Origin of the sequence: Streptomyces sp. S07_1.15 (assembly GCF_020739505.1) — a bacterium.
GTDB lineage: Bacteria > Actinomycetota > Actinomycetes > Streptomycetales > Streptomycetaceae > Streptomyces > Streptomyces xinghaiensis.
On the sequence record NZ_JAJBZK010000001.1, the window covers coordinates 2,071,104 to 2,094,942 of the forward strand.

16 protein-coding genes and 1 pseudogene are annotated in these 23,839 nt (G+C 71.4%); 6 read left to right on the top strand and 11 right to left on the bottom strand.

What is annotated here, in order from left to right:
- Positions 1 to 347: 347 nt before the first annotated feature.
- Together LIX60_RS08730 and LIX60_RS08735 are read right to left on the bottom strand one after the other, a co-directional pair.
- On the bottom strand, positions 348 to 7,454 hold the full coding sequence (locus LIX60_RS08730) for a polymorphic toxin-type HINT domain-containing protein (RefSeq protein WP_227957937.1): 7,107 nt from the start codon (positions 7,452 to 7,454) through the stop codon (positions 348 to 350).
- Positions 7,455 to 7,957: 503 nt separating this feature from the next.
- Positions 7,958 to 8,419: an ATP-binding protein gene (locus tag LIX60_RS08735; RefSeq protein ID WP_227957938.1), complete on the bottom strand. Its 462-nt coding sequence runs from the start codon at positions 8,417 to 8,419 to the stop codon at positions 7,958 to 7,960.
- Positions 8,420 to 8,886: 467 nt separating this feature from the next.
- Between LIX60_RS08735 and LIX60_RS08740 the strand changes: the two genes are divergently transcribed.
- The 3 genes from LIX60_RS08740 to LIX60_RS08750 all read left to right on the top strand — a co-directional run bounded on the left by LIX60_RS08740 (position 8,887) and on the right by LIX60_RS08750 (position 10,240).
- A complete protein-coding gene (locus LIX60_RS08740) occupies positions 8,887 to 9,750 on the top strand; it encodes a helix-turn-helix transcriptional regulator (protein WP_227957939.1) in 864 nt (287 codons plus the stop codon).
- Between the two features lie 2 nt (positions 9,751 to 9,752).
- A complete protein-coding gene (locus tag LIX60_RS08745) occupies positions 9,753 to 9,962 on the top strand; it encodes a DUF397 domain-containing protein (RefSeq protein WP_227957940.1) in 210 nt (69 codons plus the stop codon).
- A gap of 77 nt (positions 9,963 to 10,039) precedes the next feature.
- Complete coding sequence (locus tag LIX60_RS08750) at positions 10,040 to 10,240, top strand: DUF397 domain-containing protein (RefSeq protein ID WP_227957941.1); 201 nt, start codon at positions 10,040 to 10,042, stop codon at positions 10,238 to 10,240.
- A gap of 72 nt (positions 10,241 to 10,312) precedes the next feature.
- On the opposite strand, the gene LIX60_RS08755 is transcribed toward LIX60_RS08750, so the two are convergent.
- The 3 genes and pseudogenes from LIX60_RS08755 to LIX60_RS08765 form a co-directional block, all read right to left on the bottom strand.
- The gene (locus LIX60_RS08755; RefSeq protein ID WP_227957942.1) at positions 10,313 to 10,549 is read right to left on the bottom strand and encodes a hypothetical protein; all 237 of its coding nucleotides are present in this window, start codon (positions 10,547 to 10,549) and stop codon (positions 10,313 to 10,315) included.
- A 15-nt stretch (positions 10,550 to 10,564) separates the two neighbouring features.
- A complete protein-coding gene (mnmA, locus tag LIX60_RS08760) occupies positions 10,565 to 11,737 on the bottom strand; it encodes a tRNA 2-thiouridine(34) synthase MnmA (protein ID WP_227957943.1) in 1,173 nt (390 codons plus the stop codon).
- A gap of 686 nt (positions 11,738 to 12,423) precedes the next feature.
- Positions 12,424 to 13,643, bottom strand: a pseudogene (locus LIX60_RS08765) (RNA-guided endonuclease InsQ/TnpB family protein).
- A 155-nt stretch (positions 13,644 to 13,798) separates the two neighbouring features.
- Between LIX60_RS08765 and LIX60_RS08770 the strand changes: the two are divergent.
- Both LIX60_RS08770 and LIX60_RS08775 read left to right on the top strand, forming a co-directional pair.
- A complete protein-coding gene (locus tag LIX60_RS08770; protein WP_227957944.1) occupies positions 13,799 to 14,563 on the top strand; it encodes an N-acetylmuramoyl-L-alanine amidase in 765 nt (254 codons plus the stop codon).
- Between the two features lie 243 nt (positions 14,564 to 14,806).
- Positions 14,807 to 16,339, top strand: a complete 1,533-nt coding sequence (locus tag LIX60_RS08775; protein WP_227957945.1) for a cryptochrome/photolyase family protein — start codon at positions 14,807 to 14,809, stop codon at positions 16,337 to 16,339.
- A 364-nt stretch (positions 16,340 to 16,703) separates the two neighbouring features.
- Here the strand turns inward: LIX60_RS08775 and LIX60_RS08780 are convergent, their stop codons facing one another.
- Positions 16,704 to 17,210, bottom strand: coding sequence for a CGNR zinc finger domain-containing protein (locus LIX60_RS08780; RefSeq protein WP_227957946.1), 507 nt, complete (start codon positions 17,208 to 17,210; stop codon positions 16,704 to 16,706).
- 108 nt (positions 17,211 to 17,318) lie between these two features.
- On the opposite strand from LIX60_RS08780, the gene LIX60_RS08785 reads away from it, so the two are divergent.
- A complete protein-coding gene (locus LIX60_RS08785) occupies positions 17,319 to 18,221 on the top strand; it encodes an alpha/beta fold hydrolase (protein WP_227957947.1) in 903 nt (300 codons plus the stop codon).
- A 169-nt stretch (positions 18,222 to 18,390) separates the two neighbouring features.
- Here the strand turns inward: LIX60_RS08785 and LIX60_RS08790 are convergent, their stop codons facing one another.
- The 5 genes from LIX60_RS08790 to LIX60_RS08810 form a co-directional block, all read right to left on the bottom strand.
- Positions 18,391 to 19,560, bottom strand: coding sequence for a cysteine desulfurase family protein (locus LIX60_RS08790; protein ID WP_227957948.1), 1,170 nt, complete (start codon positions 19,558 to 19,560; stop codon positions 18,391 to 18,393).
- Positions 19,561 to 19,735: 175 nt separating this feature from the next.
- Entirely contained in the window at positions 19,736 to 20,581 is an 846-nt protein-coding gene (locus tag LIX60_RS08795) for a thioesterase family protein (RefSeq protein ID WP_019709922.1), read from the bottom strand.
- A 189-nt stretch (positions 20,582 to 20,770) separates the two neighbouring features.
- A complete protein-coding gene (locus tag LIX60_RS08800; protein ID WP_019709923.1) occupies positions 20,771 to 21,430 on the bottom strand; it encodes a trimeric intracellular cation channel family protein in 660 nt (219 codons plus the stop codon).
- A gap of 115 nt (positions 21,431 to 21,545) precedes the next feature.
- The gene (locus LIX60_RS08805) at positions 21,546 to 22,655 is read right to left on the bottom strand and encodes an ABC transporter ATP-binding protein (protein WP_227957949.1); all 1,110 of its coding nucleotides are present in this window, start codon (positions 22,653 to 22,655) and stop codon (positions 21,546 to 21,548) included.
- The gene (locus LIX60_RS08810) at positions 22,652 to 23,839 is read right to left on the bottom strand and encodes an ABC transporter ATP-binding protein (RefSeq protein WP_227957950.1); all 1,188 of its coding nucleotides are present in this window, start codon (positions 23,837 to 23,839) and stop codon (positions 22,652 to 22,654) included. Before LIX60_RS08810 ends, LIX60_RS08805 begins: the two co-directional genes overlap by 4 nt.

Here is a 23,839-nt window from a genome sequence, read left to right on the forward strand (position 1 = left end):
TGCATGTCCCGTTTTTCGCGACATAGGCGAGCCAGCCTCAGCACGCTTTCCAGGAACTCCTTCACTACAGAATCTTCGACCCGAAAGAATTCGATCTCGATTTCCGATACGAACTGATCCATCTCACTCGAACTCAAGATCAAAGTCCCGTAGGGATCCACTCGACTGAGCATGGGGAGCACGCTCGATCCGCAAAGGCGAGCGAATTTGTCGTGAAGATCGAGAACAGCGTCCACCTGACTCGTGCGTCGCCGCCTCGGACTGTCCCCTCGTTGCTCCACGCGCACGAGGGCCACATCCACGCCCACAACACCTCCTGAGTGAGAGTCCGATGTCACAACCACGCATCACTCGGGCCCCTCAGACGGGAAGGCTGTGATGAGTTTTCGGTCACGAACCACAACCCGAATATGATACTGATCATCTCCAGCCCCATTCCGGCCGATCGGATTCGGGAACTCGTAGTAGTATGCCCCGTCACCGGTCTGGCCGTTGAGTGCGCGATTGATCATTTTCTGGATCTTCGCTTTGCTCGTCGTGAAGAACTTACTTTTGTTGGGGAACTCGCCGCCACGAACAACATGCCGGTCCCATATGTGGTCCCAACGACCCTTCGAAATTGGCACAGGGCAGCTGGAATTATGGACGAGAACCGGTGTCTCGCCCGCCAGTACATAGTACGTGTGGATGTCGTCGATGGTGAGGTCGTGGGTGCGCCGGCGCTGTGTGAAGTGGCGGGTGGCGGTGACGGTTGCGCTGTCGCCGTCGGGGGTCCGGAGGATGGTGCCGGCCTTCAGGTCGCCCGCGTCGGTCCACCGCGCCTCGGATTCCGACCAGAAGGGGTGGTTCACCGTGGAGATGAGGGAAGCCGGGCCCTCGTCGGTGGTGACCGTCACGTCGACGAAGTTCTTGTCGTCCGCTGTGACGATGGTGACGACCACGTCCCGGGTCGTGGTCTCGCCGGTTTCCGGATCGGTGACCACGACTTCGTCGCCGATCTTGACATCTTCGATGTCCTTGCGCGTTCCGTCGGAGAGAAGGACTTGAGTTTCGGAGAGGAAACTGTGGCCGCGGACGGGGCAGTTGCCCGCCTTCTTGGCGCCTTTCAGGATGACCTTTCCGCCCTTGACCGCCTTGAACCAGGGGAGATCCAGGGCGGCCCAGCCGCAGCCGGACAGTTGGTGGTCCGCCAGGCATGCTTCCCATGCCTCGACGTCGGGCAGGACGAGTTCCTTACCCAGCTGCCACAGTTCGTTCCAGTCGCCCCGGTAATCGGTGTATTGGATATCCCAGAAGACACTGTTGCAGACGTTCCCCGTATAGGCGCACCGCGATGAATCGAGATCATCGCTCTCGATGAAACGCGGTCCTTCGCTCCCACCACCACCGCCACCGCCGTTTCCACCGCCGCCCGTCGGTGCGTTGGGGATCGTCTCGGGGGTGTAGGGCTCCTCCTCGGTGTATCCGTCGGGCGTCGGCCAGCCGTTGCCGCCGTTGCATCCGTCGCACCACAGGCCGGTGGGGTCGCTGAAGGCAATGGGGTTGTTGCGGGAGTAGGTGTAGGCGCCGAGGTTCTGCGGGTCGTACGGGGTGGTGAGTTCGTCGGTGCTGAGGAAACGGCCGAGGACCGGGTCGTACATGCGGGCGCCGAGGATGGACAGGCCGGTGGTGTCGTCCTCGGGCCGGCCGAGGAATCCGCGGTCGGTTTCGCCCGGCAGGGCGGTGGTGCCGCGCTGGGCGCCGAAGGGGGTGTAGCGGCGGCGGCTGACCGTACCGGTGGCGGCGAGGATCATCAGCTGGGTGGAGGCCTGGCCGTCGCCCATCAGCCAGGTGAGGACGCCGTCGCTCTCGGTGGGGCTCGCCGCGCGCATCGCCACGGTGTTCTGCCCGGACACGTAGTAGCGGGTGGCCCGGGTACCGGTGGTTCCCGGTGTCGAGCGGACCTCGTGCCCGTCGAGGTACAGGACTCTCTCCTCGGCCGAGGTGCGCATCAGCGGGTTGCCGCCGGCGTCGTAGACGTAGGAAGTCTCCTCGTCGCCCGTGGCGTGCTGCTGGGTGACGGCCCGGACCCGGTTCTGCCCGTTCCACTCGAAGGTGGAGGTCAGGCCGTCGACGGTGCGCGTGGTGAGCTGCCCGGCCGCGTTGTACGCGTAGGTGTCGGCGCCCGCCTGGACGACCGCGTGCGGCTGGTCGGCGCCGGGGGTGTAGGCGGACTCGTCCCCGTTGTAGCCCGGGTAGCGGTAGTCCTCGGTGGTCGAACCGGACGCGGTGGTGTCGGTGACCGACTGGAGGTTGCCGATTGGGTCGTAGGCGTACTCCGTCCGGTACGGGTCGGGCCCAGCCGCGAAGTCGGCGTTGGGGGTTCCGGTGGCCGCGCACTGGGTGGCGGCGGCGGTCGTCCAGGCGGCGGTGAGGCGGTTGAGGGGGTCGTAGCGGAAGCACTCCCGCTGGGCCGCCACTCCGTCGGTCACCGCGGTGGGGACGCCGGCGTCGTTGCGGTCGAGGGTGTCGTCCTGCACCAGTCCGCCGGTGCTCGTGCTCGCCCGGACGGTCCGCAGGGCGCTCGTGCCGTTGGTGTCGTCGTAGGTGTAGGCACGAGAGGCGGTGGTGCCGGTGGTGGCCTCGGTGCCGTAGGTGCGGCCGGTGAGCCGCGCCAGGTTGTCGTAGTCGGTGCCGGCGACGTAGGTGGCCAGCGGGCTGCTCAGGGTGGAGACGAGGCCCTGGTCGGTGTACTGGGCGGTGACGGTCTCCGCGGGCAGGCCGCCGATCGCCGGGTAGTCGGTCGCCGTGACGTGGCCGGCCGCGTCGTAGTGCAGGCCGACGGTGTACGTGCCGGCCAGTTCTCCGGCCGCGGCCGGTACGGTGAGCTGCTTCTCGAGCGCGCGGCCCCGGGCGTCGTACGCGGTGACGGCGCTGGTGTAGGCGCCTCCCGCGTAGGAGGTGGAGGTGGCGGGCAGCCCCTTGCCCTTCGTCGCGGTGTCGTAGGTGTGGGAGGTGATCAGGGTCGTGCCCTCGCGGGTCTCGACCAGGCGGTTCAGCGCGTCGTAGGTGTGGGTGAGTGTGACACCGGCGGCGTTGGTGGCCGTCTGCACATTGCCGTTGGCGTCGTACGCCGTGGTCGAGGAGCCGGCGTCGGGGTCGTCGGTGGCCGTGCGCTCGCCGTGCCAGTTGTAGGTGTAGGTGGTGACGTTGCCCAGCGTGTCGGTGATCGTCGCCAGTTGGCCCCGGTCGGTGTAGCCGTAGGCGGTGGTGTAGGTGTCGCTGTCGTGGTGCTCCACCACCTTGGCCGTCTGGCCGTAGACGTCGGTGTGGGTGTCGGTGGCGCCGCCGGCCGGCGGGGTGACCCGGGTGTAGTCGCCGTGGTAGGCGGTCAGTGTCCGGCCCGCGCTCTGGTTGACGCCGTTGACCATGATCTTCGACTCGGTGGTGCGGCCCGCCCAGTCGGGGACGACATCGCCGTACGAGGGCAGGTCGGCCACGGCCGGGAGCACCATGCCGGAGCCCGCCGCGCCGGAGTTGTAGAAGGCCGCGGAGGTTCCGGTGACGTTGCCGGAGGAGTCGTAGCGGGTGGAGACGACGTTGCGGCCGGTGCCTCCGGGGGCCGCCGTCTGCGTCTCGCGGGCGCGCCCGAAACCGTCGGCGTAGGCGTGAGACACCAGATAGGCCGTGCCCGACTGCAGGGTCTTGGAGGTGACGCGGGACGGGCCGCTGACCGCGTCCGGCACTCCGCTGCTGCTGGTTGCGGTGGGCGTGGTGTAGGTGAAGACCAGCGATGCGCTGCCGCCGGGGTAGTCGCCGTACTCGGTGGGCTTCCACACCTTGGCGGTGCGGCCGGCTCCGTCCAGTTCGATCCGGGTGGTGTTGCCGTTGGCGTCCGTGGTCTTCCAGGGGGTTCCCCAGAAGCGCGAGTACCAGGTGGTGCTGGACAGCGATGTGCCGGGCCCGGTGCCGTCCGGGTCGGGTCCGGTCACCGTCACGCCGTTCAGCGGCCAGGAGTTGGCCGGGCTGTGACTGCTGGTCGTCTTGTTGCCCCTGGCGTCCCACGCCTCGGTGACCCGGCCGGCCGCGTCGTAGGAGGCCCGGGTGGCCCGGTGGGTGAGGTCGTCGGTGTACTCCCGGACCTCGGTGGCATTGCCGTCGACCGGCTTGTTACCCGCGACGGAACCGGCGCCGTCGTACAGCGTGGCGGTGTAGGAGGTGCGGTTGGACGCGGCACGGCTGGTGCAGCCGACGGAGTAGGTGCGGACCTCGTCCTCCAGCACGGTCCAGCGCTGGACGCCCGCCGCGTTGAGGTCGTCGGTGTTGTAGGCGCGGCCGAAGGTGGTGCAGCGGTTGTCGGAGACGCCGCTCTCGCCCCAGTCGTCGGTGCGCAGCGGCAGCCCGAAGGTGGCGCTGGCGCCCTCTGAGGTGTCGTACTCGTGCTGGACGACGTGTTCGCGCCAGGTGGACTGGTCCGAGGTGGAGGTGGAGACCCTTGTGAGGGTGGTGGTCCGGTCCTCCCTGACGAACCGGGCGTCGGGCAGGCCGGTGTACTGGGCGGTGTTGTGCGCCCAGTACCGGTGCCGCACCCGTTTCCGGGAGACCGGGGATCCGCTGCTGTCGTCGCGGTGGCTGGTCTCCAGCACCCGTCCGGCCAGCCACGCCGAGTCGGGCCACTGGGTGCCGGTGGAGTCGGTGACCGTCACGCTGCGGGTGGCCGACGGGTCGGTCTTGGAGGTGCGGTCGCCGTCCAGGCCCCGGTAGCGCCAGTAGTAGGTGGAGTGCGCGTGGCCGTTCGCGCCCGCGGTGACGCGGGGGTTGCGGTATCCGCGCCAGTCCGACCAGGTCTCGTCCTCGTCCGGGGTCAGCGGGTCGGCGGTGAAGCGCCAGCCGGCGCCGCCGTAGTAGTCGTAGGTGGTGATGTGTGCCGGGGCGCCGTCACCGTTCGTGCCCTGGCCGGCCCGCGGGTCCGCGGTGACCTTGGTGACCAGGAACTTCTTGAACCAGCCCGTGGTCTCCTCGCCCCCTTCGGGCGTCCATTTCTGCCAGTAGCAGTCCTTGGAGTTGTTCGACTGCGACGGCAGCGAGTCGGCATAACAGGGGTTCGCGAAGCCGTAGTCGACGCTGACGCGCGCACCCAGGTCGCCGTAGACATCGGTGATCCGCCGGAAGCCCAGGACACCCGAGCCGACCTCGTTGTCCAGGTCGGTGCCGTTGAAGTTGATGACCGGCAGCGTGATGTCCGGATCGTTGCCGTAGGCCTTGCGCTGGACGTAGTCCAGCCACAGCGTGCCGTCGACCGGCCCGGACGGGTTGGTCAGGGCGTACTTCATCTGGTACTGCATCACCAGCGACCACGGTGCGGCGTTGTCGTCGCGCACATAGGTCTTGATGTCCCACAGCATGTCCTCGACGAAGAACGTCGGGAAGTACGTCTTGCCGGCGCAGTGGTAGTCGGAGGCTGTTCCGTCGCAGCGCAGGTCCAGCGGGACATCGGGATACGAGGTGGGGGAGGAGTCGATCGACGGGCAGGCCGGCGGCGGGTTGTCCAGCGGGTTGTTCTCGCTCATCCGCTCCGCGCACCGGTTCACATGGCTGAACTCGACCTTCGCGGGCAGCTGCCCGTCGCCGGTCTGGGAGGACCAGCCGTACTGGATCTCGTCGATATAGCCACCCGAGACGTAACTGCGGGCCTGGTCGGTGTTGGCGACGGAGCGGTAGTGGTTGTACTCCTTGTCGTAGAAGTAGATCGACTCCACTTCGTTGCCGTCGACCACCCGGTCCACGTTCCAGCGCCAGGCCTGGGTACAGGGCTCCGGGAACTGGCCGTGGCACGGCTCCCCCACGTCGTTGCCGACCACCGGCACCGTCCACACCGACCCGGTGCCCGTGCCGGTGCGCTCACTGCGCCCCCAGCCGAAGTAGTAGCGGGTGCCGTCCTGGTGGGAGACCACCCAGTACTCGTCATCCGCGCCGTGACCGCCGAACATGCGCTGCACCCGCCAGCCCGGATCGTCCTGGACGTGGTAGGAGCCGGTGCCGTCGTTGTCCTGGATGAGCTGGGAGCTCACCCCGCCGAGGTTGATCACGTAGACCGCACCCGACGGCTCCAGCGTGCTGTTGGGTGAGTCCCAGCACAGATCACCGATCGTCGGCAGCCCGTCCTGGGTGCAGTTGCGGTATCGCCGCTCGATGAACCCCGTGTTGAGGTCCCAGCCCATCCCGGCCCAGGACGCTTGGTTGTTGGAGGCCGAGGTCCGCCCGTCCACCGACTGCGAGTTGTAGTTCAGCGCCACCTGGGGTGCCGAACCCATCGGCGGCTCGGGCACGGCGACCGGAACCTGGTAGGTGAAGGCTCCGGAGCCCACCGACACATCCCAGGAGCCGGACTGGCCCAGCGGGGACGCCCGGTAGTCGCCGGTGTCCGAGGACGAACCCGAGGTCAGCGCGTATACCGTGCCGCCGGACGTCACCGTCTCCGAGACCGGCCTCGCGGCACCCAGTTGCGGCGTCATCCCCCCGTCCGTGCCGGTGGCCGGATCCGCTTCGGCCTGCACCGTCGCCGTGATGAGCCCCTTCGCGGTGTCGTTGTCCGCCACCACGGATTCGCGGGTCGTGCAGCCCTCGGCCTCCGGGGTCGTCAGCGCGCACTCGGGCATGCGCACCAGCCGCAGCCGGGACGCGAAGTCACCGCCGTAGGCGTGACGGAACGCCGAGTAGTCCAGAGAGATCTCCACCTGTCCCGGCTGGGCGACACCATCGGTACGTATCAGGCGGACGCCGAGTCCGACACCGCCGCCGGGCGCCACGGCGGCGTGATCGAGCACCTCCACCCGTACCCGCTCCGGGGAGAGTTCCCCCGTACCGCCGTTGCCGGACTCCGTGCCGGACGGAGAGGCGGTCGCCGTGGGAGTCGGGGACGCGGAGGAGGACGGGAGCGGGGTGGCAGCTTCTGCCGTTGCGGACACTTCTGCCGATGCCGATGCCAATGGCGACGCCGATGCTGTGGGTGTCGTCTCGCCGGAAGGTGACGCAGCCGGTGATGCGGACTCCGGGGACGGTTCCGGTGCGGGCGTGGCAGAGGCGGTCTCCCCCGTCACGTCTTGCAGCGGGCCCAGCTGGACTGCTGTGCCCCCCGGCGCGCCCTCCGCCACGGGCGCCACCGACACCAGCTCGGTTCCCTCGGCAGCCGCGGTTCCCGTCGCGTCCGGCGAGGAGGAGAACGCCTCCACCACCGTGCCCGGCTCTCCGGGCGCAACGCCCGAAAGATCGACGAGCACTTCCCCGGCCACCGGCCAGACCGGTTCGGGCAACGGCTTCTGAGTCCGCTCCGCCGCCTGCCCGGGCACCTGCCCGTGCGGCTGCGCCGGCACGTCCGGGGAGTCCACGCCCTGCGTCAGGGCCACCGCTGACGGACTGAAGGAGACCGCCGACAGCAGCACCGCCAGCATCGCACCCGCCAGCGCCAGCGCCACGGAACGTGAACGACCGGATATCCGACCGGAGAACAAGAGCCCCACCCTCCCCGGGCCGCCCGATGCCGGTACCCCGGAGCGGGAAGACGACAGCGGCCCCGTCAGCCGCAGAAGAATCAGCCAGGTTGGCTCGATCTCGTCCGTGGCGGCGGCGACACTACGGTGATCACACCGGCGTGCACAGGCAGGCAAGACCGCACAGAAGTGGCCGAACAGGCTTCACCCGCTCATCACATTTGCGCAACACCAGTCACGTTCTCTTCACGACACCACCAAAGAGCAGCAGCACACCGCGCGCTCCCGGCGGCCCTGACATCCCAGCAGCGGCCCCACGCTGCTGACCGGCGCCGGCCTCCGAGCGAGGTCACAGCGGTGCTCCGCGGTCAAACAAGCCGCCGCACACGCCCAGGTGTCCACACAGCGGCCGGCCGCTACCGGGCCGTACGGGTTCGGCCACGGCGGCTGAACCCGTACGGCAATCCCTGCAGCCGGGGGAACGCGCGTCAGGCCGCGAGCGCGGGGGCCTCCGGGGACGGCGGTCCGGCGCCGAGGATCAGCTCGAACCAGATGCTCTTGCCAACGGAGCCCAGGGCCGGCTCCTCCGCGCAGCAGTCGCCCCAGGCGTCGGCGAGCAGATCGAGGATCAGCAGCCCTCTCCCCCGCTCGGCGTCCGCCGCCACCGGCCCGACGGGCACCCGGGGCGCGGGGAACTCCGGGCACGGATCGGAGACGCTGACCCGGAGGATCGGCGCCGCCCAGCGCAGCAGCACGGCGGCGGGGCCCTTGGAGTAGCGGACGGCGTTGGTCGTCAGCTCGGAGGTCAGCAGCTCGGCGCGGTCGGCGAGTTCACCGAGGTGGTGCGCGGTCAGCACGGCCCGCAGCGTCGCCCGCGCGACTCCGGGGCCGCGCGGGTCCCCGGGAAAGCGGAGGGCGTACTCCCATGGTCCGCCGAACGGAGTGGGCACGGGGTACGGGAGTGGGGGGACGTCCCCCGGGCTTCGCGGTGCTTGTACGGGACGGGCTGAAAGGGGGAGTTGAGATTCGGGGTTCACGGGCACCTCCTTGTGCGGTGGCATGAGTGACGGCCTGCGCTCGAACGCGGTGTGGCCGGACTGCGACGCGCGCGCCGCTCCATGGCGTCGAGGCGGCGCTGTACGGCCGTCGTCGGGTGTGGGTCTCTCCATGTCCCCCGGCGGCCTGGGTAGGGAGTCGCCGTGGCCGCCTGCGGTGGCTCGCCGCCTGGCCTGGGCCCGTGGCCGACGGTGCGCTTCCGGTGGGCGGGGATGGGGAGTTGGGTGGCGCGCCTCACACCGTAGAGCACTATCGACTCACTCATGAGTCAATGTCCCCGAACGAGTGAATATGAACTTCTTTCACTGGTATGCCGTTTCGATGGCCTGCCACACTGCATCGCACTCACGGGAGAGGACTCATGGCCGCACGAAACGCTCCAACCGGCCGCCAGCGCCGCTTGGCCACCGAACTCCGCCGCATGCGCGAGCAGGCAGGGATCTCCATCCAGGAAGCCGCCTCGATGCTGGGCGCGGACCGCACGATGATCTCCAACATCGAGGCCGGACGCACCACGGTCAGCGAGGACCGGGTCCGGCAGCTCGCAAGCCACTACAAGTGCCCGAACGAGGCGCTGGTGGACGCCCTGGCCGACATGGCGGCGAGCCGGCGCACCAAGCACTGGTGGACGGAATACCGGGGCAAGCTGCCCGACGGACACCTGGACGTGTCCGAACTGGAGCACTACGCGACGCGCATCCGGACCGCGCAGACCGTGCACCTGCCGGGCCTGCTCCAGACGGAAGACCACGCCAGGGCCATCTTCGAGCTCACCGTGCCAAAGCTTCCCCGCCTGGACGTCGAACTCCGGGTTGCGCATCGCATGGCTCGCCAGAATGTGCTCGTGGGGGACAACCCCATGCCGTACACGGGCATCGTTCACGAGGCTGCTCTGCGGCTGGAGTTCGGAGGCCGAGCCGTCGCCCGAGCCCAGCTCCGACGACTGGTAGAGGCGGCGGAACAGCCCAACCTCACCTTGTTGGTCATCCCGTTCAGCGCCGGTGGCTTCCACGGAGCCGGGCAGTCGGTCCTGTACGCGGAGGGCCCCGTGCCACAGTTGGACACGGTCCAGCTCGACACCGCCCTGGGAGCCAACTTCGTTGATGCGCCTACACCGTTGGCGAACTATCGTTCTCTACTGGACCTCATGGAGCAGTCCGCGCTCTCTCCCGGAGATTCCCGGGAACTCATCCGCTCTCTGGCACACACGTTCCGAGGGGACTGACAGTGGACGCACTCGACTGGAAACGCTCGTCCTTCTGCGGCGGCGGCGGCAACAACTGTGTGGAGATAGCCATCTGCGACCAGGACCGCATGGCCGTCCGGGACAGCGTTCACCCGGCCCGGACCATCAAAGTGAGCCGCGCAGCGCTGACCACCTTCATCGCGGGAGTGCGGAACGGAGAGGTGAACCGCCCGCCGGGCTCCTCTGTCTGACAGCCGCGCGTCCCGCACATCTGCGCGAGCGGACCCCACTGGTCAGCAGCGCAGTCGGAGTCTTCGAGAGGAGCACCTTGCCCGAGCCGGTATGGGTCAAATCCTCCTACTCCGAGGCGTCCGGCAACGCCTGCATTGAAGTCGCCGTTTCCGGCGGCGATACGGTCGCGATCCGAGACAGTGTCTTTCCGGCACGCTCGTTCACCACCAGCCGAGCGGCACTCGGCGCTCTCGTCGCCAGCATGCGAACTCGCACACTCGATGATCAACACCACTGATTACTGACGTCTTGATGCAAACGTCAGTGGGCTCACAACCTGCCCGCTACCCCCGGCGGCCTCGCTTCGGTGTTACGGAGCGGTCGCCTCTTCGTGGTCCTCGTCGGGCAGCGGGCGGGTGAGCTGAGCCGTCAGTTCCGGGTCGGCGAGGATGCGTGCGGTCGCCCGCCACTCGACGACGACCCGGTGGACGTTGGCGCGGGCGTCCGGATGCGCGGCGCCGTCCGCGGCCCGGGTCAGCTCCTGCACGAACTGCCGTACCTCGTCGGCCGACAGATGACGGGTCCACGGAAGGGCCGAGGGCGTCACCGGCAGGACTCCCCCTCAGCCTCGCGCGGCCGCCGGCTCGCGGCGGCGTTCCGTCGTGGCGATGGTCGCCGAGCCGACGACCCGGGTGCCGTCGTAGAGGACGATCGCCTGGCCCGGGGCCACGCCGCGGACCGGCTCGGTGAAGGTCACCCGGAGTTCCGGGGCCCCCTCGGCGTCCTCGGCCGGCTCCGCCGTCACCGGCGTCTCCTCGCCGTGGGCGCGGAGCTGGGCCGTGTACGTGCCCGGGCCCGCCGGGGGCTCGCCGCACCAGCGGGGCCGGATCGCCGTCAGCGCGGTGACGTCGAGCGCCTCCTGCGGGCCGACCGTGACCGTGTTGTTGACCGGCGAGATGTCCAGCACATAGCGCGGCTTGCCGTCCGGGGCGGGCACGCCCAGGCGCAGGCCCTTGCGCTGGCCGATGGTGTAGCCGTAGGCGCCCTGGTGGCCGCCGAGACGGTTGCCGTCCTCGTCGACGATGTCGCCCTCGGCGGTGCCCAGGTGCTTGGCCAGGAAGCCCTGGGTGTCGCCGTCGGCGATGAAGCAGATGTCGTGGCTGTCGGGCTTCTTCGCGACGGCCAGGCCCCGGCGCTCGGCCTCGGCCCGGATCTCGTCCTTGGTGGTGAGGGTGTCACCCAGCGGGAACATGGCGTGGGCGAGCTGGCGCTCGTCGAGGACGCCGAGGACGTAGCTCTGGTCCTTGGCCTCGTCGGAGGCGCGGTGCAGTTCGCGGCCGCCGTCCTCGCGGGTGACGACGGTGGCGTAGTGGCCGGTGCAGACGGCGTCGAAGCCCAGGGCGAGGGCCTTGTCCAGCAGCGCCGCGAACTTGATCTTCTCGTTGCAGCGCAGGCAGGGGTTCGGGGTGCGCCCGGCGGCGTACTCGGCGACGAAGTCGTCGACCACGTCCTCGCGGAAGCGCTCGGCCAGGTCCCAGACGTAGAACGGGATGCCGATGACGTCGGCGGCCCGGCGCGCGTCGTGACTGTCCTCGATGGTGCAGCAGCCCCTGGCCCCGGTGCGGAAGGACTTCGGGTTGGCCGACAGGGCGAGGTGGACGCCGGTGACGTCGTGGCCCGCCTCGGCGGCGCGGGCGGCGGCGACGGCGGAGTCGACACCGCCGGACATGGCGGCGAGGACCCGCAGCCGGGTGCCGTCGCGGGGGGCGGTGGGTGCGCCGGGGAAATCGTTCATAGCCCTATCAGCGTACGGGCCCGCGGCGGCCCGTCCCAACGCGATACGGGACCCCGGCCCGGCGCGGTACGGGAACGCGGGCCCGGCGCGGTACGGGTCCACGGCCGGACGCCGCACGTGAGCGCGGACCCAGCGCGGTACGGGAGCGGTGCCCGGCCCGGTACGAAGCGTCCCAACGCGATACGGGTTCCGGCCCACGCCATAGGTGAACGCGGTGCGCGGTGCGCGGCGCGGGCCCCGACCTGACGCGGCGGGGAAGCGCGGGTCCGGCACCGTTCGGCAGCGCTGGTCCGGGCCCGCTCCTCGTCGTCCGCCGGGAACCGGCCGGGAGCGTCGGCTGGTGAGAGGTGCGCGTACGGACACACCGAACCACCCGTGAACGGCACCGCCCGCCCGGTCGGCCAGGCGGCCGGCCGGCCGACAGCACCGGACGGCGTCGGACACTCCGGACACTGGCCGAACCGTCGGAAACGAACAGAGAGGGCCGGAAACGGATACTGCCGGAACAGGGGGCACCGCCCACCCGTTGAGCACAGAACAACCGAGCGCACGGAAAGGCCCTGCGAACAACCCCGAGGCCCCCGGGCGCCGTCCATGCCACCGAGGGGTACCCAGTGAGCACACAGAGGTCGCGGGTGACTCCACCCACGACTGAAGCTGAAGTCGTGGGCTTCCTGTGTCGGTGGCTAGGCACCGGCGCAGAGGACCAGCCCGGCCCTGTGTTTGACGTTGAGCGCGCCCACGTGGTCGGCGTTCGCCACCAGACCGCAGTTGACGCACGCGAACTTCGCCTGGGTGACGCGGTTCTCCTTCGCCACGTGCCCGCATCCGCCGATTGCGGGTGGGCAGGTGCGGGAAGTGTTGGAGGCGTCCACCGGGATCACGCGGCGACCGGCGCTTTCAGCCTTGTCCGCCAGGATCCGCAGGAACTGCCCCCAACCCGCGTCCAGGATGCTGCGGTTCAGCCCGGCCTTCGCCGCGGCACCGTTCGCCAGGAAGGCACCGTCGCGGTCGGGGTCGGGCCGGGGTACGGGCGCCTTGGTCATGCCCGCGGTGTTCAGCCGCTCGTGCCCGATCACATCGTGCTCGCGCACGAGAGCGAGGGCGGCTTTGTGGTGATGATCCAGACGCCGGCGCCGGATCTTCGCGTGCAGCCGGGCGACCTTGCGGGCCGCGGCACGATGCTGCTTCGTCCGACGCCGCGTGCGCTTCGGAAACGTCGCCAGGTGCCGCTGCGCTGCGGCCAGCTCCCCGGCCGATGCCTGAAGGAACCTGGGGTTCCCGACGTGGCGGCCGCTGGAGTCGGTGAGGAAGTGAACCGTGCCCAGGTCGATACCCACCCTGCTCCCGGTCGGGGGCAGCGGCTCGGCGTGCACCTCGTCACAGGCCAGGATACATACCAGCGACGCCCCTCCCGCTTCACGCTCACCGTCTTCACCCGGCCCTTCACGCTCCGGTGCCGGTGGACCCGGACATGCCCGACACCCTGCAGACGGACCCGGGTCTGCGCGTCGTGGGGGGTGGAGTCCCACCGGCAGCCGTCCCCGTCCTTCGGGAAGGTCACGGTGTCGAAGTGCCCGACCCCTTTGAAGCGCGGGTATCCGGGGGTGCCGCCGGCCTTCACCCGCCGGAAGAAGGCCTGGAAGGCCCGGTCCAGACGGCGCAGGGTCGCCTGCTGGCTCGAGAACGACCACCTGCCCTGACGCTCCGGATCAAACGCCCGGATCTCCCTCAACTGCGCCGACTGATCCCCATACCGCACCGACGTCCGCGAGCTGTGCCGGTAGGCGTCACGACGCTCCTGCAACGCACCGTTGTACAGGGAGCAGTGATCCCGCAGCATCTCCGCCAGCGCCCGCTCCTGCCGGACCGTGGGACGCAACAGAAACCGGTACGCCCGCCTCACACGACCCCACCCCCGTTTCCCCTCACCAAACACCGATGTGTTCACGCTAACGCTCCCCACTGACAACGCAGCGTGCTCCGCCGCTGCGCGGCTCCGGCCCAAGGATTCGATTCCCCCACCGGCTGAAGCCGGTGGTCCCCCCGAAAGAAGGTCTGATGGAAGCACAGCAGTCGCGCCGGTCCGATCCGCCGCAGCAGCGGGAGCCCCGGCAGGAGCAGCAGGTGCCGGAGCCCCGCCGGGAGGAGCGCACGGCGGAGCGACGCCGGGGCGTCAGCCGGCGCACCCTGCTCATCGGCGGCGCGACGGTGGGCCTCGGCGCGGCCGGCTATCTGGCCGTGGACGGCTCGAACTGGTGGTACCGCGTCCCCGGCGTCAACCGGCCCCGCAAGGAGGGCGAGGTCGACCACCCGGGTGCCGAGTGGATACCGGCCTCGTCCGCGAACTGGCGGATGGCCGACCGGCCGTACGACTACACCATCGACCGGGTGGTGATCCACACCATCGAGGGCGACTACGCCGTGGGCCTGAAGGTCTTCCAGGATCCCGGGCACGGCGCCGCCGCGCACTACGTGGTGCGCACGGAGGACGGGCACGTGGCGCAGATGGTGCGCGAACTGGACGTGGCCTACCACGCGGGCAACCGCTCCTTCAACGAGCGCAGCATCGGCATCGAACACGAGGGCTTCGCGGACCGCGCCGGTTCGATCACGGACGCCACCTACCGCGCCTCGGCGGAGCTGACGGCCGGGATATGCGACCGGTACGGGCTGCCGAGGGACCGCGAGCACATCGTCGGCCACGTCGAGGTGCCCGGCACGGACCACACCGACCCCGGTCCGCACTGGGACTGGGACCGCTACATGCGCTTCGTCAGCGCCGTCCCCGCCACCCGCGCGGAGAAGCGGGAGGACGGGGCCTAACGGACGCGGGCAGGGGGGAGAGCCTGCCCGGTGAAGGCCGCCGCGCGGACCGCAGCGGGGGGCAGCGGCGGGCGGCGGGCCCGCGGACTACGTGTGCGGCATCCCCGCGGCGCCGCGTGCCGGCTCGGCCGGGCGAGGTGCCGCGCCCCTTTCCGGCGCCGTCCCCGCTACGGACGCCCCGCCACGGCCGCAGTGCCACGGCAGCCTCCTTGACCGGCTTCCGGAATCGACCAGTATGAGGCGGTGAGTACCGAAACACGGGACGAACCCGGCTACCACTGGCTCTTCGGGGACCAGCTCGGCCCGCACTTCCTCCCGGGGGCCGGACCCGGCTCCGGCCCCGGCGGAAAGATCGTCATGATCGAGAGCCGGTCGGTCTTCCGCCGCCGCTTCCACCGGGCCAAGGCCCACCTCGTCCTCTCCGCCATGCGCCACCGCGCCGCCGAGCTCGGCGACCGCGTGCACTACATCCGGGCCGGGAGCTACCGCGAGGGCCTGGCCCGGGCCACCGGCGGCGCGCCCGTGACCGTGCACCACCCGACCTCGCACGCCGCCCTGCGGTTCGTCCGCTCCCTGGAGCAGGTCACCGTCCTCCCCCCGCGCGGCTTCCTGGTCTCCCCCGGGCAGTTCGCCGACTGGACGGGCGCCGACCCGGATGGGCCGGGGCCGGGCCGGATCCGGATGGAGGACTTCTACCGCCGGGTGCGGCGCGAGCTCCGGCTGCTGATGGACGGTGACGAACCCGCCGGAGGGCGCTGGAACCTCGACTCCGAGAACCGGGAGCCCCCGCCCCGCCGGGACGCCCTGCCCGCCCCCCGCCCCTACCTCCCCCGCGAGGACGCCGTGGACGAGGAGGTCCGCCGCGACCTCGACCGGTGGGAGGCCGACGGCGAGGTCTCCTTCACCGGCCGCGACGGCCCGCGGCTCTTCCCCGCCACCCGCGCGGAGGCCCTGCGCGCGCTGCGGCGTTTCACGGAGAAGCGGCTGGCGAGTTTCGGACCGTGGGAGGACGCCGTCCTGGCCGGTGACTGGGCCATGAGTCACAGCGTGCTCTCCCCCGCGCTCAACCTCGGACTGCTCGACCCGGCCGAGTGCGTGGCGGCCGCCGAGGACGCGTACCGGTCGGGGGCGGTCCCGCTCAGCTCCGCCGAGGGCTTCGTCCGCCAGATCGCCGGCTGGCGCGAGTACATGTGGCATCTGTACTGGACCCTCGGCGACGGCTACCGGCACAGCAACGCGCTGGGCCACCACCGGCCCCTGCCGGGCTGGTTCGCGGACCTCGACGCCGGTGCCGTCACCGCGCGCTGCCTGGCCACCGCCCTCACCGAGGTGCGGGACCGCGCCTGGACCCACCACATCCCCCGGCTGATGATCCTGGGCAACTGGGCCCTGCAGCGGGGATGGGATCCCCTGGCCGTCACCGACTGGTTCCACCGCTCGTTCGCCGACGGCTACGACTGGGTGATGCTGCCGAACGTCATCGGCATGTCCCAGTACGCCGACGGGGGCCGCATCACCACCAAGCCCTATCTGTGCGGCGGTGCGTACATCAACCGGATGAGCGACCTCTGCGGGGACTGCGCCTACCGGCCCGACCGGCGGACGGGTGAGCGGGCCTGCCCCGTCACGGCCGGTTACTGGTACTTCCTGGAGCGCCACCGGCCGCTGCTGGAGGGCAACCCCCGGATCGCCCGGTCGCTGCACGGCCTGGACCGCCTCACGGATCTGCCCGAGGTCGTACGGCAGGAGGAGGCGCGCGGGGACGCGGCCCCGTAGCACGGGGCCGGAGGCCGGGCCGGCCCGGGACCCGGCAGGGCTGGGCCCGAGGCGGACCGGGGCCGGAACCCTCCACCCGGCTCGGCCCCGGCCGTCCCAGAGGCCGCGCCTGTGTCCCTGGCCGGCCGAGGAGCACATGGTCCAGGCCGACGTCGGCGAGCCGGCCCAGTACGGTGCCGGCCTGGCCGGTGGGGAAGAAGACCCGGGATCCGTTCCGGGGCGATCCACGCCCTCCCGCACCCCGGGGAGAACCGGAACGGGCCGGACGGGGCACTCACGAACCCGGGCGGGGAACGAAGAGGCCAACGGGCGGGCCCCGCGCGGGAGTCCGGCCCCCGTGGGGGCGCCGACCCGCCGGAGCGCCCTACTCGGCTCGCGGGGTCTCCCGCACCCGGGCCTGGTGCCGGCGGGCCTTGAGCCGGTTCCCGCAGGTCTTCATCGAGCACCACCGTGCGGTGTTGGCACGGCTGCGATCCAGGAGGAAGAGGCGGCACTCAGGGTTCCCGCACGGCCGCAGGCGGCCGGGCATGCGCTCCTTGACGTCCGCCCACGCGAGCACGAGCTCCACGGCGAGCCCGCGCCCCGGCGGCACCTCCAGGTGCCACTCGACGCCCGACGCGCCGGCCCGCGGGACTTTGCGGACGCCCGCGAGGACCTGGCCCAGACGTGGCTCCGCCGGCGCGCCCGACTCGGCCGCCTGGAGCGCGTCCCGGGCGGTGCGCAGCCACCGGCGCTCCTCGTCACCGCCGAGGCCCCCGTGCTCCCGCGCCCACCTGTCCAGCTCGCGGTCGTCACGCCACAGGTCCCGACGTCGGCCATCCGCCACAGGCGTGCTGTTCAGCGCCTCCAGCAGGGCTTGGTCGTCCAGCACAGGCCTCACCTTCACAACTAACCCTCTCAAGCTATTTGACAGGTTACCCCACGAGCGGTCTACTGAACGCCGAGCGGTAACCACCAAGAGAACTTTAAGGGGTTAGTCATGGTTGAGATCCGCCATCAGTACGCGACCGTGCGGGGACATCGCGTCTTCTACCGCGAGGCAGGAGCCCGCGAGGCCCCCACACTCGTCCTCCTGCACGGATTCCCCACCAGCTCCCGCATGTTCCGCCACCTCATCCCGGCGCTGGCCGACCGGTTCCACGTCGTCGCCCCCGACCACCTCGGCTTCGGCAACTCCGATGCCCCGCCAGCGGACCCCTTCACCTACACCTTCGACTCCCTGACCGACATCACCGAAGCCCTGCTGGCCCGGCTCGGCGTCACCCGCTACGCCGTGTACGTCCAGGACTACGGCGCACCCATCGGCTGGCGGCTCGCCCTGCGTACCCCGGACGCGATCACCGCGGTGATCACACAGAGCGGAAACGCCTACGAGGACGGCTTCGTACCGGATTTCTGGGCGCCCCTCTGGGCGTACGGCGAGAATCCGGGCCCCCGGACCGAACCCGCCGTCCGTACCGCCCTCTCGCTCGACGCCATCCGCTGGCAGTACCTGCACGGAGTGGACCGGCCCGAGCTGGTCGACCCCGACACCTGGGCCGCCGACCACCACGAGGTCAGCCGGCCGGGCAACGATCTCGTGCAACTCGCCCTGTTCCGCGACTACGCCGGCAACCGGCCCCTCTACCCGCGGGTGCACGCCTACTTCCGGGAACGCCGGGTTCCGCTCCTCGCGGTCTGGGGCGCGGGCGACGAGATCTTCGGCCCGGACGGAGCGCGCGCCTTCGCCCGGGACCTGCCGGACGCGGAGATCCATCTGGTCCCCGGAGGCGGGCACTTCCTGCTCGAAAGCCACCTGGACACCGTGGCCGGGTATATCCGCGGGTTCCTGACCGTCGCCGCGTCACGGCATGAAGTCCGCGAAGAGTCCCAGGGCGGGTGAACTGGCCGTTCGGAACCGGGGTCCGGCCGGGACACGCGGCTCCGCCCGACGGCGCGGTGACCGGCCGGCCGCGAGGCCGGGCACACCGGCCCCGCGTTCAGCCCTCCGTGCCGCCACCGCCCCGGCCGGCGGACCGCCCGGCCGCCGCCCGCATCAGGCAGAGCCCGGGCTAGCTCAGCCCCGCCCGCCGGGCCCGTTCGACCGCCGGGCCGATGGCCTTGGCCACGGCTTCCACGTCGGCCGCCGTCGAGGTGTGCCCCAGCGAGAAGCGCAGCGTGCCGCGTGCCTGCTCGGGGCTCGCACCGGTGGCCAGGACGACATGGCTCGGCTGGGCGACCCCGGCCGTGCAGGCGGAGCCGGTCGAGCACTCGATGCCCTGGGCGTCGAGGAGCAGCAGAAGCGAGTCGCCCTCGCAGCCGGGGAAGGAGAAGTGCGCGTTGGCGGGGAGCCGCCCGGCCGGGTCGGGGTCGCCGCCGAGGATGGCGTCCGGCACCGCCTCGCGCACGGCCTTCACCAGCGCGTCGCGCCGCGCGCCGATCACCCGTGCGAACTCGGCGCGGTGTTCGGCGGCATGGCGGCCGGCCGCGGCGAAGGCGGCCACCGCCGGGACGTCGAGGGTGCCGGAGCGCACCTGGCGTTCCTGGCCGCCGCCGTGCAGCAGCGGTACGGGGGCCAGATCGCGGCGGAGCAGCAGCGCCCCGATGCCGTAGGGGCCGCCGATCTTGTGGCCGGAGACGGTGAGGGCGCTCAGCCCGGAGGCGGCGAAGTCGAGCTCGACCTGGCCGAACGCCTGCACGGCGTCGGAGTGCACGGGGATGCCGAACTCGGCCGCCACGGCGGCGAGTCCGGCGACCGGCATGACCGTGCCGATCTCGTTGTTGGCCCACATCACGGTCACCAGCGCGACGTCGTCCGGGTTCCGTTCGACCGCCTCGCGCAGGGCCTCCGGGTGCACGCGCCCGACGGAGTCCACCGGCAGGTACTCCACGCGGGCGCCCTCGTGCTCGGCGAGCCAGTCGACGGCGTCCAGCACGGCGTGGTGTTCGACGGGGCTGGCGAGGATACGGGTGCGCTGCGGTGCGGCGTCCCGCCGGGCCCAGTAGAGGCCCTTCACCGCGAGATTGTCCGATTCCGTACCCCCCGAGGTGAACACCACCTCGCTGGGCCGCGCCCCGAGGGCCGCCGCGAGCGACTCGCGGGACTCCTCGACGGTGCGCCGGGCCCGCCGCCCGGCCGCGTGGAGGGAGGAGGCGTTGCCGGTGACGGCGAACTGGGCGGTCATCGCCGCCACCGCCTCGGGAAGCATGGGCGTCGTGGCGGCGTGATCGAGGTAGGCCATGGTGCGCACGATTCTACGAGGGGCGGTACGGGCGGAAGGCCGCCCCCGGCCCGTACCGCGCGCTCCGGTCAGCCGGCGGTGCCCGGCGGGCGGTTCTCCGGCAGGCTCCCCGGCACGTGTTTCCCGGCGGGCGGCTCCCCGGCGGCCGGTTGCCCTGCGGGCGGCTCCCCGGCCGTCAGCCGAGCTGTGCCCTGGCGAGCTGGCGGGACTGGGCGACGAGGCGGTCCCGGCTGTCCCAGACCTCGGCGTCCTCCTCCAGGAAGCCGCCCGCGAGATTGCGGGTGGTGATGGCGACGCGCAGCGGGCCCGGCGCCGGGCGGCTGCGGATGTGGGCGGTGAGCTCGACGGTGGGGACCCAGCCGGAGATGCCCATCTCGAAGGCGGTGGGCGGCAGGGCGTCGACGGCCAGCAGCAGGGAGAGCGGGTCGGCGTCGCGGCCGTCGGCGAGCTGGAACCAGGCCCGCATCTCGCCGTTGCCGGAGGGCTTGCCGCGCGCCCAGCCGGCGGTCGCCGGGTCCAGCCGGACGTCGAGCCGGCCGGCGATCTCGGTGGCGCCGAGCAGGGCGCCGACCTCGTCGTCCGCGTGCCGGGCGCCGAGGCACTCCTCGAAGGGCGGCATGGCGGGCGGCTTGGCGGTGGTGCGGACGTCGTCGGGGAGGGCGCCCAGGTCGCCGTAGCCGGCGACCACGCGCAGCCGCTCCACCTCGGCGCCGTTCTCGTCGAGCTGGGTGAGGGACGCCTGGCCGGTGGAGAGGGTGCGGCCGGTGCGCACCACCTCGGTGCGGATCCGCGCCGGGCCGGGGCGGGAGGCGGTGAGGTAGTGGGCGGTGACGGTGAAGGGGTCGGAGTGCGGCAGGACCTCACCGAGGGCGCGGCCCGCCATGGCGAGGAGGTAGCCGCCGTTGACGGCGTGGATGATCGTCCAGGCGGACGACAGCTCCGCGTCATGCACGCCGGGCTCGCGCGGCGTCACCGCCGTGTCCCGGTCGAACTCGCTGTTCCCGATGGTTGCCTGTGCCATGGGCTGTACGGTACACCGAAAAAGTTACTGACCGGTAGACAGTAGTTGCCCACGACAACGGTGAGCCGGCGGACGCCGCCGGGGCCCGCCCGGCCGCGCGCCGGGCCTGTGCGGACGTGCCCGGTGCGGTGCGCGAGGTGCCGCGCCGGGCGCCCGGATCCCGGGGCACGGGCCGGGCGGGCCCGGGCCCTACGCCTCCTCCGCCGCCGACGACCTGCGGTGCCAGGCCCGGGGCGCCCGCCAGCCGAACCGGATCGCGCAGAGCCTCAGCAGGAAGGCGGCGAGCGCGGAGAGTGCGCTGGAGACCGGGTTGAGCGCCCCGAAGTGGATGAGCAGCGCGGCCAGTGACGCCCCCACGATGGCCGGGACGGCGTAGATCTCCCGGTCCCAGCGGAGCAGCGAGGGCACCTCGTTGGCCAGGACGTCCCGCACGACGCCGCCGCCCGCGGCCGTCACCACGCCCAGCACGGCCGCGAACGGCAGCCCCAGCCCGTACTCGTACGCCTTGGTGGTGCCGACGACGCAGAACAGCCCGAGCCCGGCCGCGTCGAAGACGGCCACCGCCCGGTTGATCCGCTCCACCTGCGGATGGAGGAAGACCACGAGCACGGTGGCGAGCAGCGGCGTGACCAGATAGCCGAGGTCGGTGAAGGCCGCGGGCGGCACGGCGCCGATGATCAGGTCACGGATCAGTCCGCCGCCCGTCGCCGTGGCCATGGCGAGCACCGCGATGCCGAAGACGTCGAAGTTCTTGCGCACGGCGAGCAGCGCGCCGGAGATCGCGAAGACGAAGATCCCGGCGATGTCCAGCGCCTGCAGCACGGAGGGGGTGAACAGATCGGTGAGCACCCGGCGATTCTGCCCTGTGCCGCCGCGGCCATCCCCGGTGTGACGTGCGGCGGCGCGGGCGGTCCGGGGTTCCGGGCCGCCCGCGCCGCGCTGTGTCCGGGTGCTGCCGGGGGCGTCAGACGCTCTCGGCGGCCTTCTCGGTCTCCTCGGACTCCCCGGCGGCGGACTCCCCGGCGTTCCCGGCGGTCACCGTCCCGGGCTCGACGACCTTGGCCGCGCTGTTCATCCGGACGGTGCCGGCCGCGATCTCCGCGGCGTAGTGGCAGGCCACCTTGTGGCCGCCGCCCAGGTCACGCAGCTCCGGGCGCTCGGTGTCGCACCGCGTCTCCTGCTTCCACGGGCACCGGGTGTGGAACCGGCAGCCGGCGGGCGGGGTGGCGGGCGACGGCAGGTCGCCGGTGAGCAGGATGCGCTCGCGGCTGTCCTCGACCACGGGGTCGGGGATCGGCACCGCCGACATCAGGGCCTTGGTGTACGGGTGGAGCGGTTCGGCGTACAGCCCGTCGCTGGGCGCCTCCTCCACCAGCGAGCCGAGGTACATCACCCCGATGACGTCGGAGATGTGCCGGACCACGGCGAGATCGTGGGCGATGACCATATAGGTCAGCCCCATCGACTGCTGCAGCTCCTCCAGCAGGTTGATCACCTGGGCCTGGATGGAGACGTCCAGCGCGGAGACCGGCTCGTCGCAGATGATCACGTCGGGCTCCAGCACCAGCGCCCGCGCGATGCCGATGCGCTGCCGCTGGCCGCCGGAGAACTCGTGCGGGTAGCGGGAGAGCGCGTTGGACGGCAGGCCGACCTTGGCCAGGATCTCCCGGATGCGGGCGCGGCGCTCCTCGCGGTCGGCACCGATGCCGTGCGCGGCCATGCCCTCGGAGAGGATCGACTCGATGTTCTGCCGCGGGTCGAGGCTGCCCAGCGGGTCCTGGAAGACCATCTGCACCCGGCGGCGGAACTTGCGCATCTCCTCCTCGGGGAGGTGCGCCAGGTCGGTGCCGTCGAGGACGACACTGCCGTCGGTGATGTCCACCAGCCGCAGGACGGCCCGGCCCAGGGTCGTCTTGCCGCAGCCCGACTCGCCCACCAGGCCGTACGTCTTGCCGGCCTCGACGGAGAGCGAGACGCCGTCGACCGCGTAGACGTGGCCCACGGTGCGGTCGAAGACGACGCCCTTCTTCAGGGGGAAGTGGACCTTCACCCCGTCCAGCTTCAGCAGGCTCATGAGGTGGCCTCCGTCTTCTCGGTCGCGGCAGCCTCGGTGGCGGTGGCGTTCTTCTCGTCCCCGGCGGCACCGGACTCGGCGCCGGACTCGCGGGACTCCGCGCCGGATTCGGTTCCCGGCGCCGGCCCGGCGGTCTCACCGTCCTCCGCCACCGCCTCGTCCGGCAGGATGTGCGGGGCCTCGATCACGTCCACATCACCCGAACCGTGCGGGGCCGGCACCGGGTTGACGCACCGCACCCGGTGCCCCGGCGTGCGCGGTTCGGTCAGCTCCGGGGTGCCCTGGAGGCACTCCAGGGTGTAGTGGTCGCAGCGCGGCGCGAAGGCGCAGCCGTCCGCCCAGGCGATGTTGTCGTTGATGGAGCCCCGGATGGGGTTCAGCGGCTCGCCGCGCGGCGCGTCGAGCCGGGGTATGGAGCCCAGCAGCCCGTTGGCGTACGGGTGGGTGGGCGCGGCGAACAGCTCGCGCCGTCCCGCCGACTCCACGACCTTGCCCGCGTACAGGACGTTGACCTCGTCGCAGAGCCCGGCGACCACCCCGAGGTCATGGGTGATCATCAGCAGGGCGGTGCCCTCCTCGTCCACCAGTTCCTTGAGCAGTTCCAGGATCTGCGCCTGGATGGTGACGTCCAGCGCGGTGGTCGGCTCGTCGGCGATCAGCAGCCGGGGCGCGCAGGCCACGGCCATGGCGATGAGGGCTCGCTGCCGCATCCCGCCGGAGAGCTGGTGCGGGTACTCCTTGAGCCGCCGGTACGGGTCGGGGATGCCGACCCGGTCGAGCAGCGAGGCGGCCTCCTTCCGCGCGGCCTGCCCCTTGAGCCCCCGGTGGCGGGCCAGGATCTCGGTGACCTGGATGCCGATGGGGACCACGGGGTTCAGCGAGGAGAGCGGGTCCTGGAAGATCATCGCGAGCTGTGAGCCGCGCATCTCGCGCATCTTGGCGTCGCTCAGCCCGAAGAGGTCGGTGCCGTCGAACTCGGCCCGCCCCCCGACCTTCACGCCGCGCCCGGGCAGCAGCCCCATCAGGGCGAGCGAGGTGACGCTCTTGCCGCAGCCGGACTCGCCGACGAGGCCCACGACCTCGCCCTCGCCGACGGAGAAGGACACACCCGACACGGCCCGCACATCGCGGCGTCCGCGTGCGGTGAAGGTGACGGTCAGTTCGTCCACGGAAAGCAACGACAT

Coding starts and splice junctions, on each gene's coding strand:
- mnmA (WP_227957943.1), bottom strand. CDS start 11,737: ATGAACGATTTCCCCGGCGCACCCACCGCCCCCCGCGACGGCACCCGG.
- LIX60_RS08805 (WP_227957949.1), bottom strand. CDS start 22,655: ATGAGCCTGCTGAAGCTGGACGGGGTGAAGGTCCACTTCCCCCTGAAG.
- LIX60_RS08770 (WP_227957944.1), top strand. CDS start 13,799: ATGGAAGCACAGCAGTCGCGCCGGTCCGATCCGCCGCAGCAGCGGGAG.
- LIX60_RS08795 (WP_019709922.1), bottom strand. CDS start 20,581: ATGGCACAGGCAACCATCGGGAACAGCGAGTTCGACCGGGACACGGCG.
- LIX60_RS08810 (WP_227957950.1), bottom strand. CDS start 23,839: ATGTCGTTGCTTTCCGTGGACGAACTGACCGTCACCTTCACCGCACGC.
- LIX60_RS08790 (WP_227957948.1), bottom strand. CDS start 19,560: ATGGCCTACCTCGATCACGCCGCCACGACGCCCATGCTTCCCGAGGCG.
- LIX60_RS08785 (WP_227957947.1), top strand. CDS start 17,319: ATGGTTGAGATCCGCCATCAGTACGCGACCGTGCGGGGACATCGCGTC.
- LIX60_RS08740 (WP_227957939.1), top strand. CDS start 8,887: ATGGCCGCACGAAACGCTCCAACCGGCCGCCAGCGCCGCTTGGCCACC.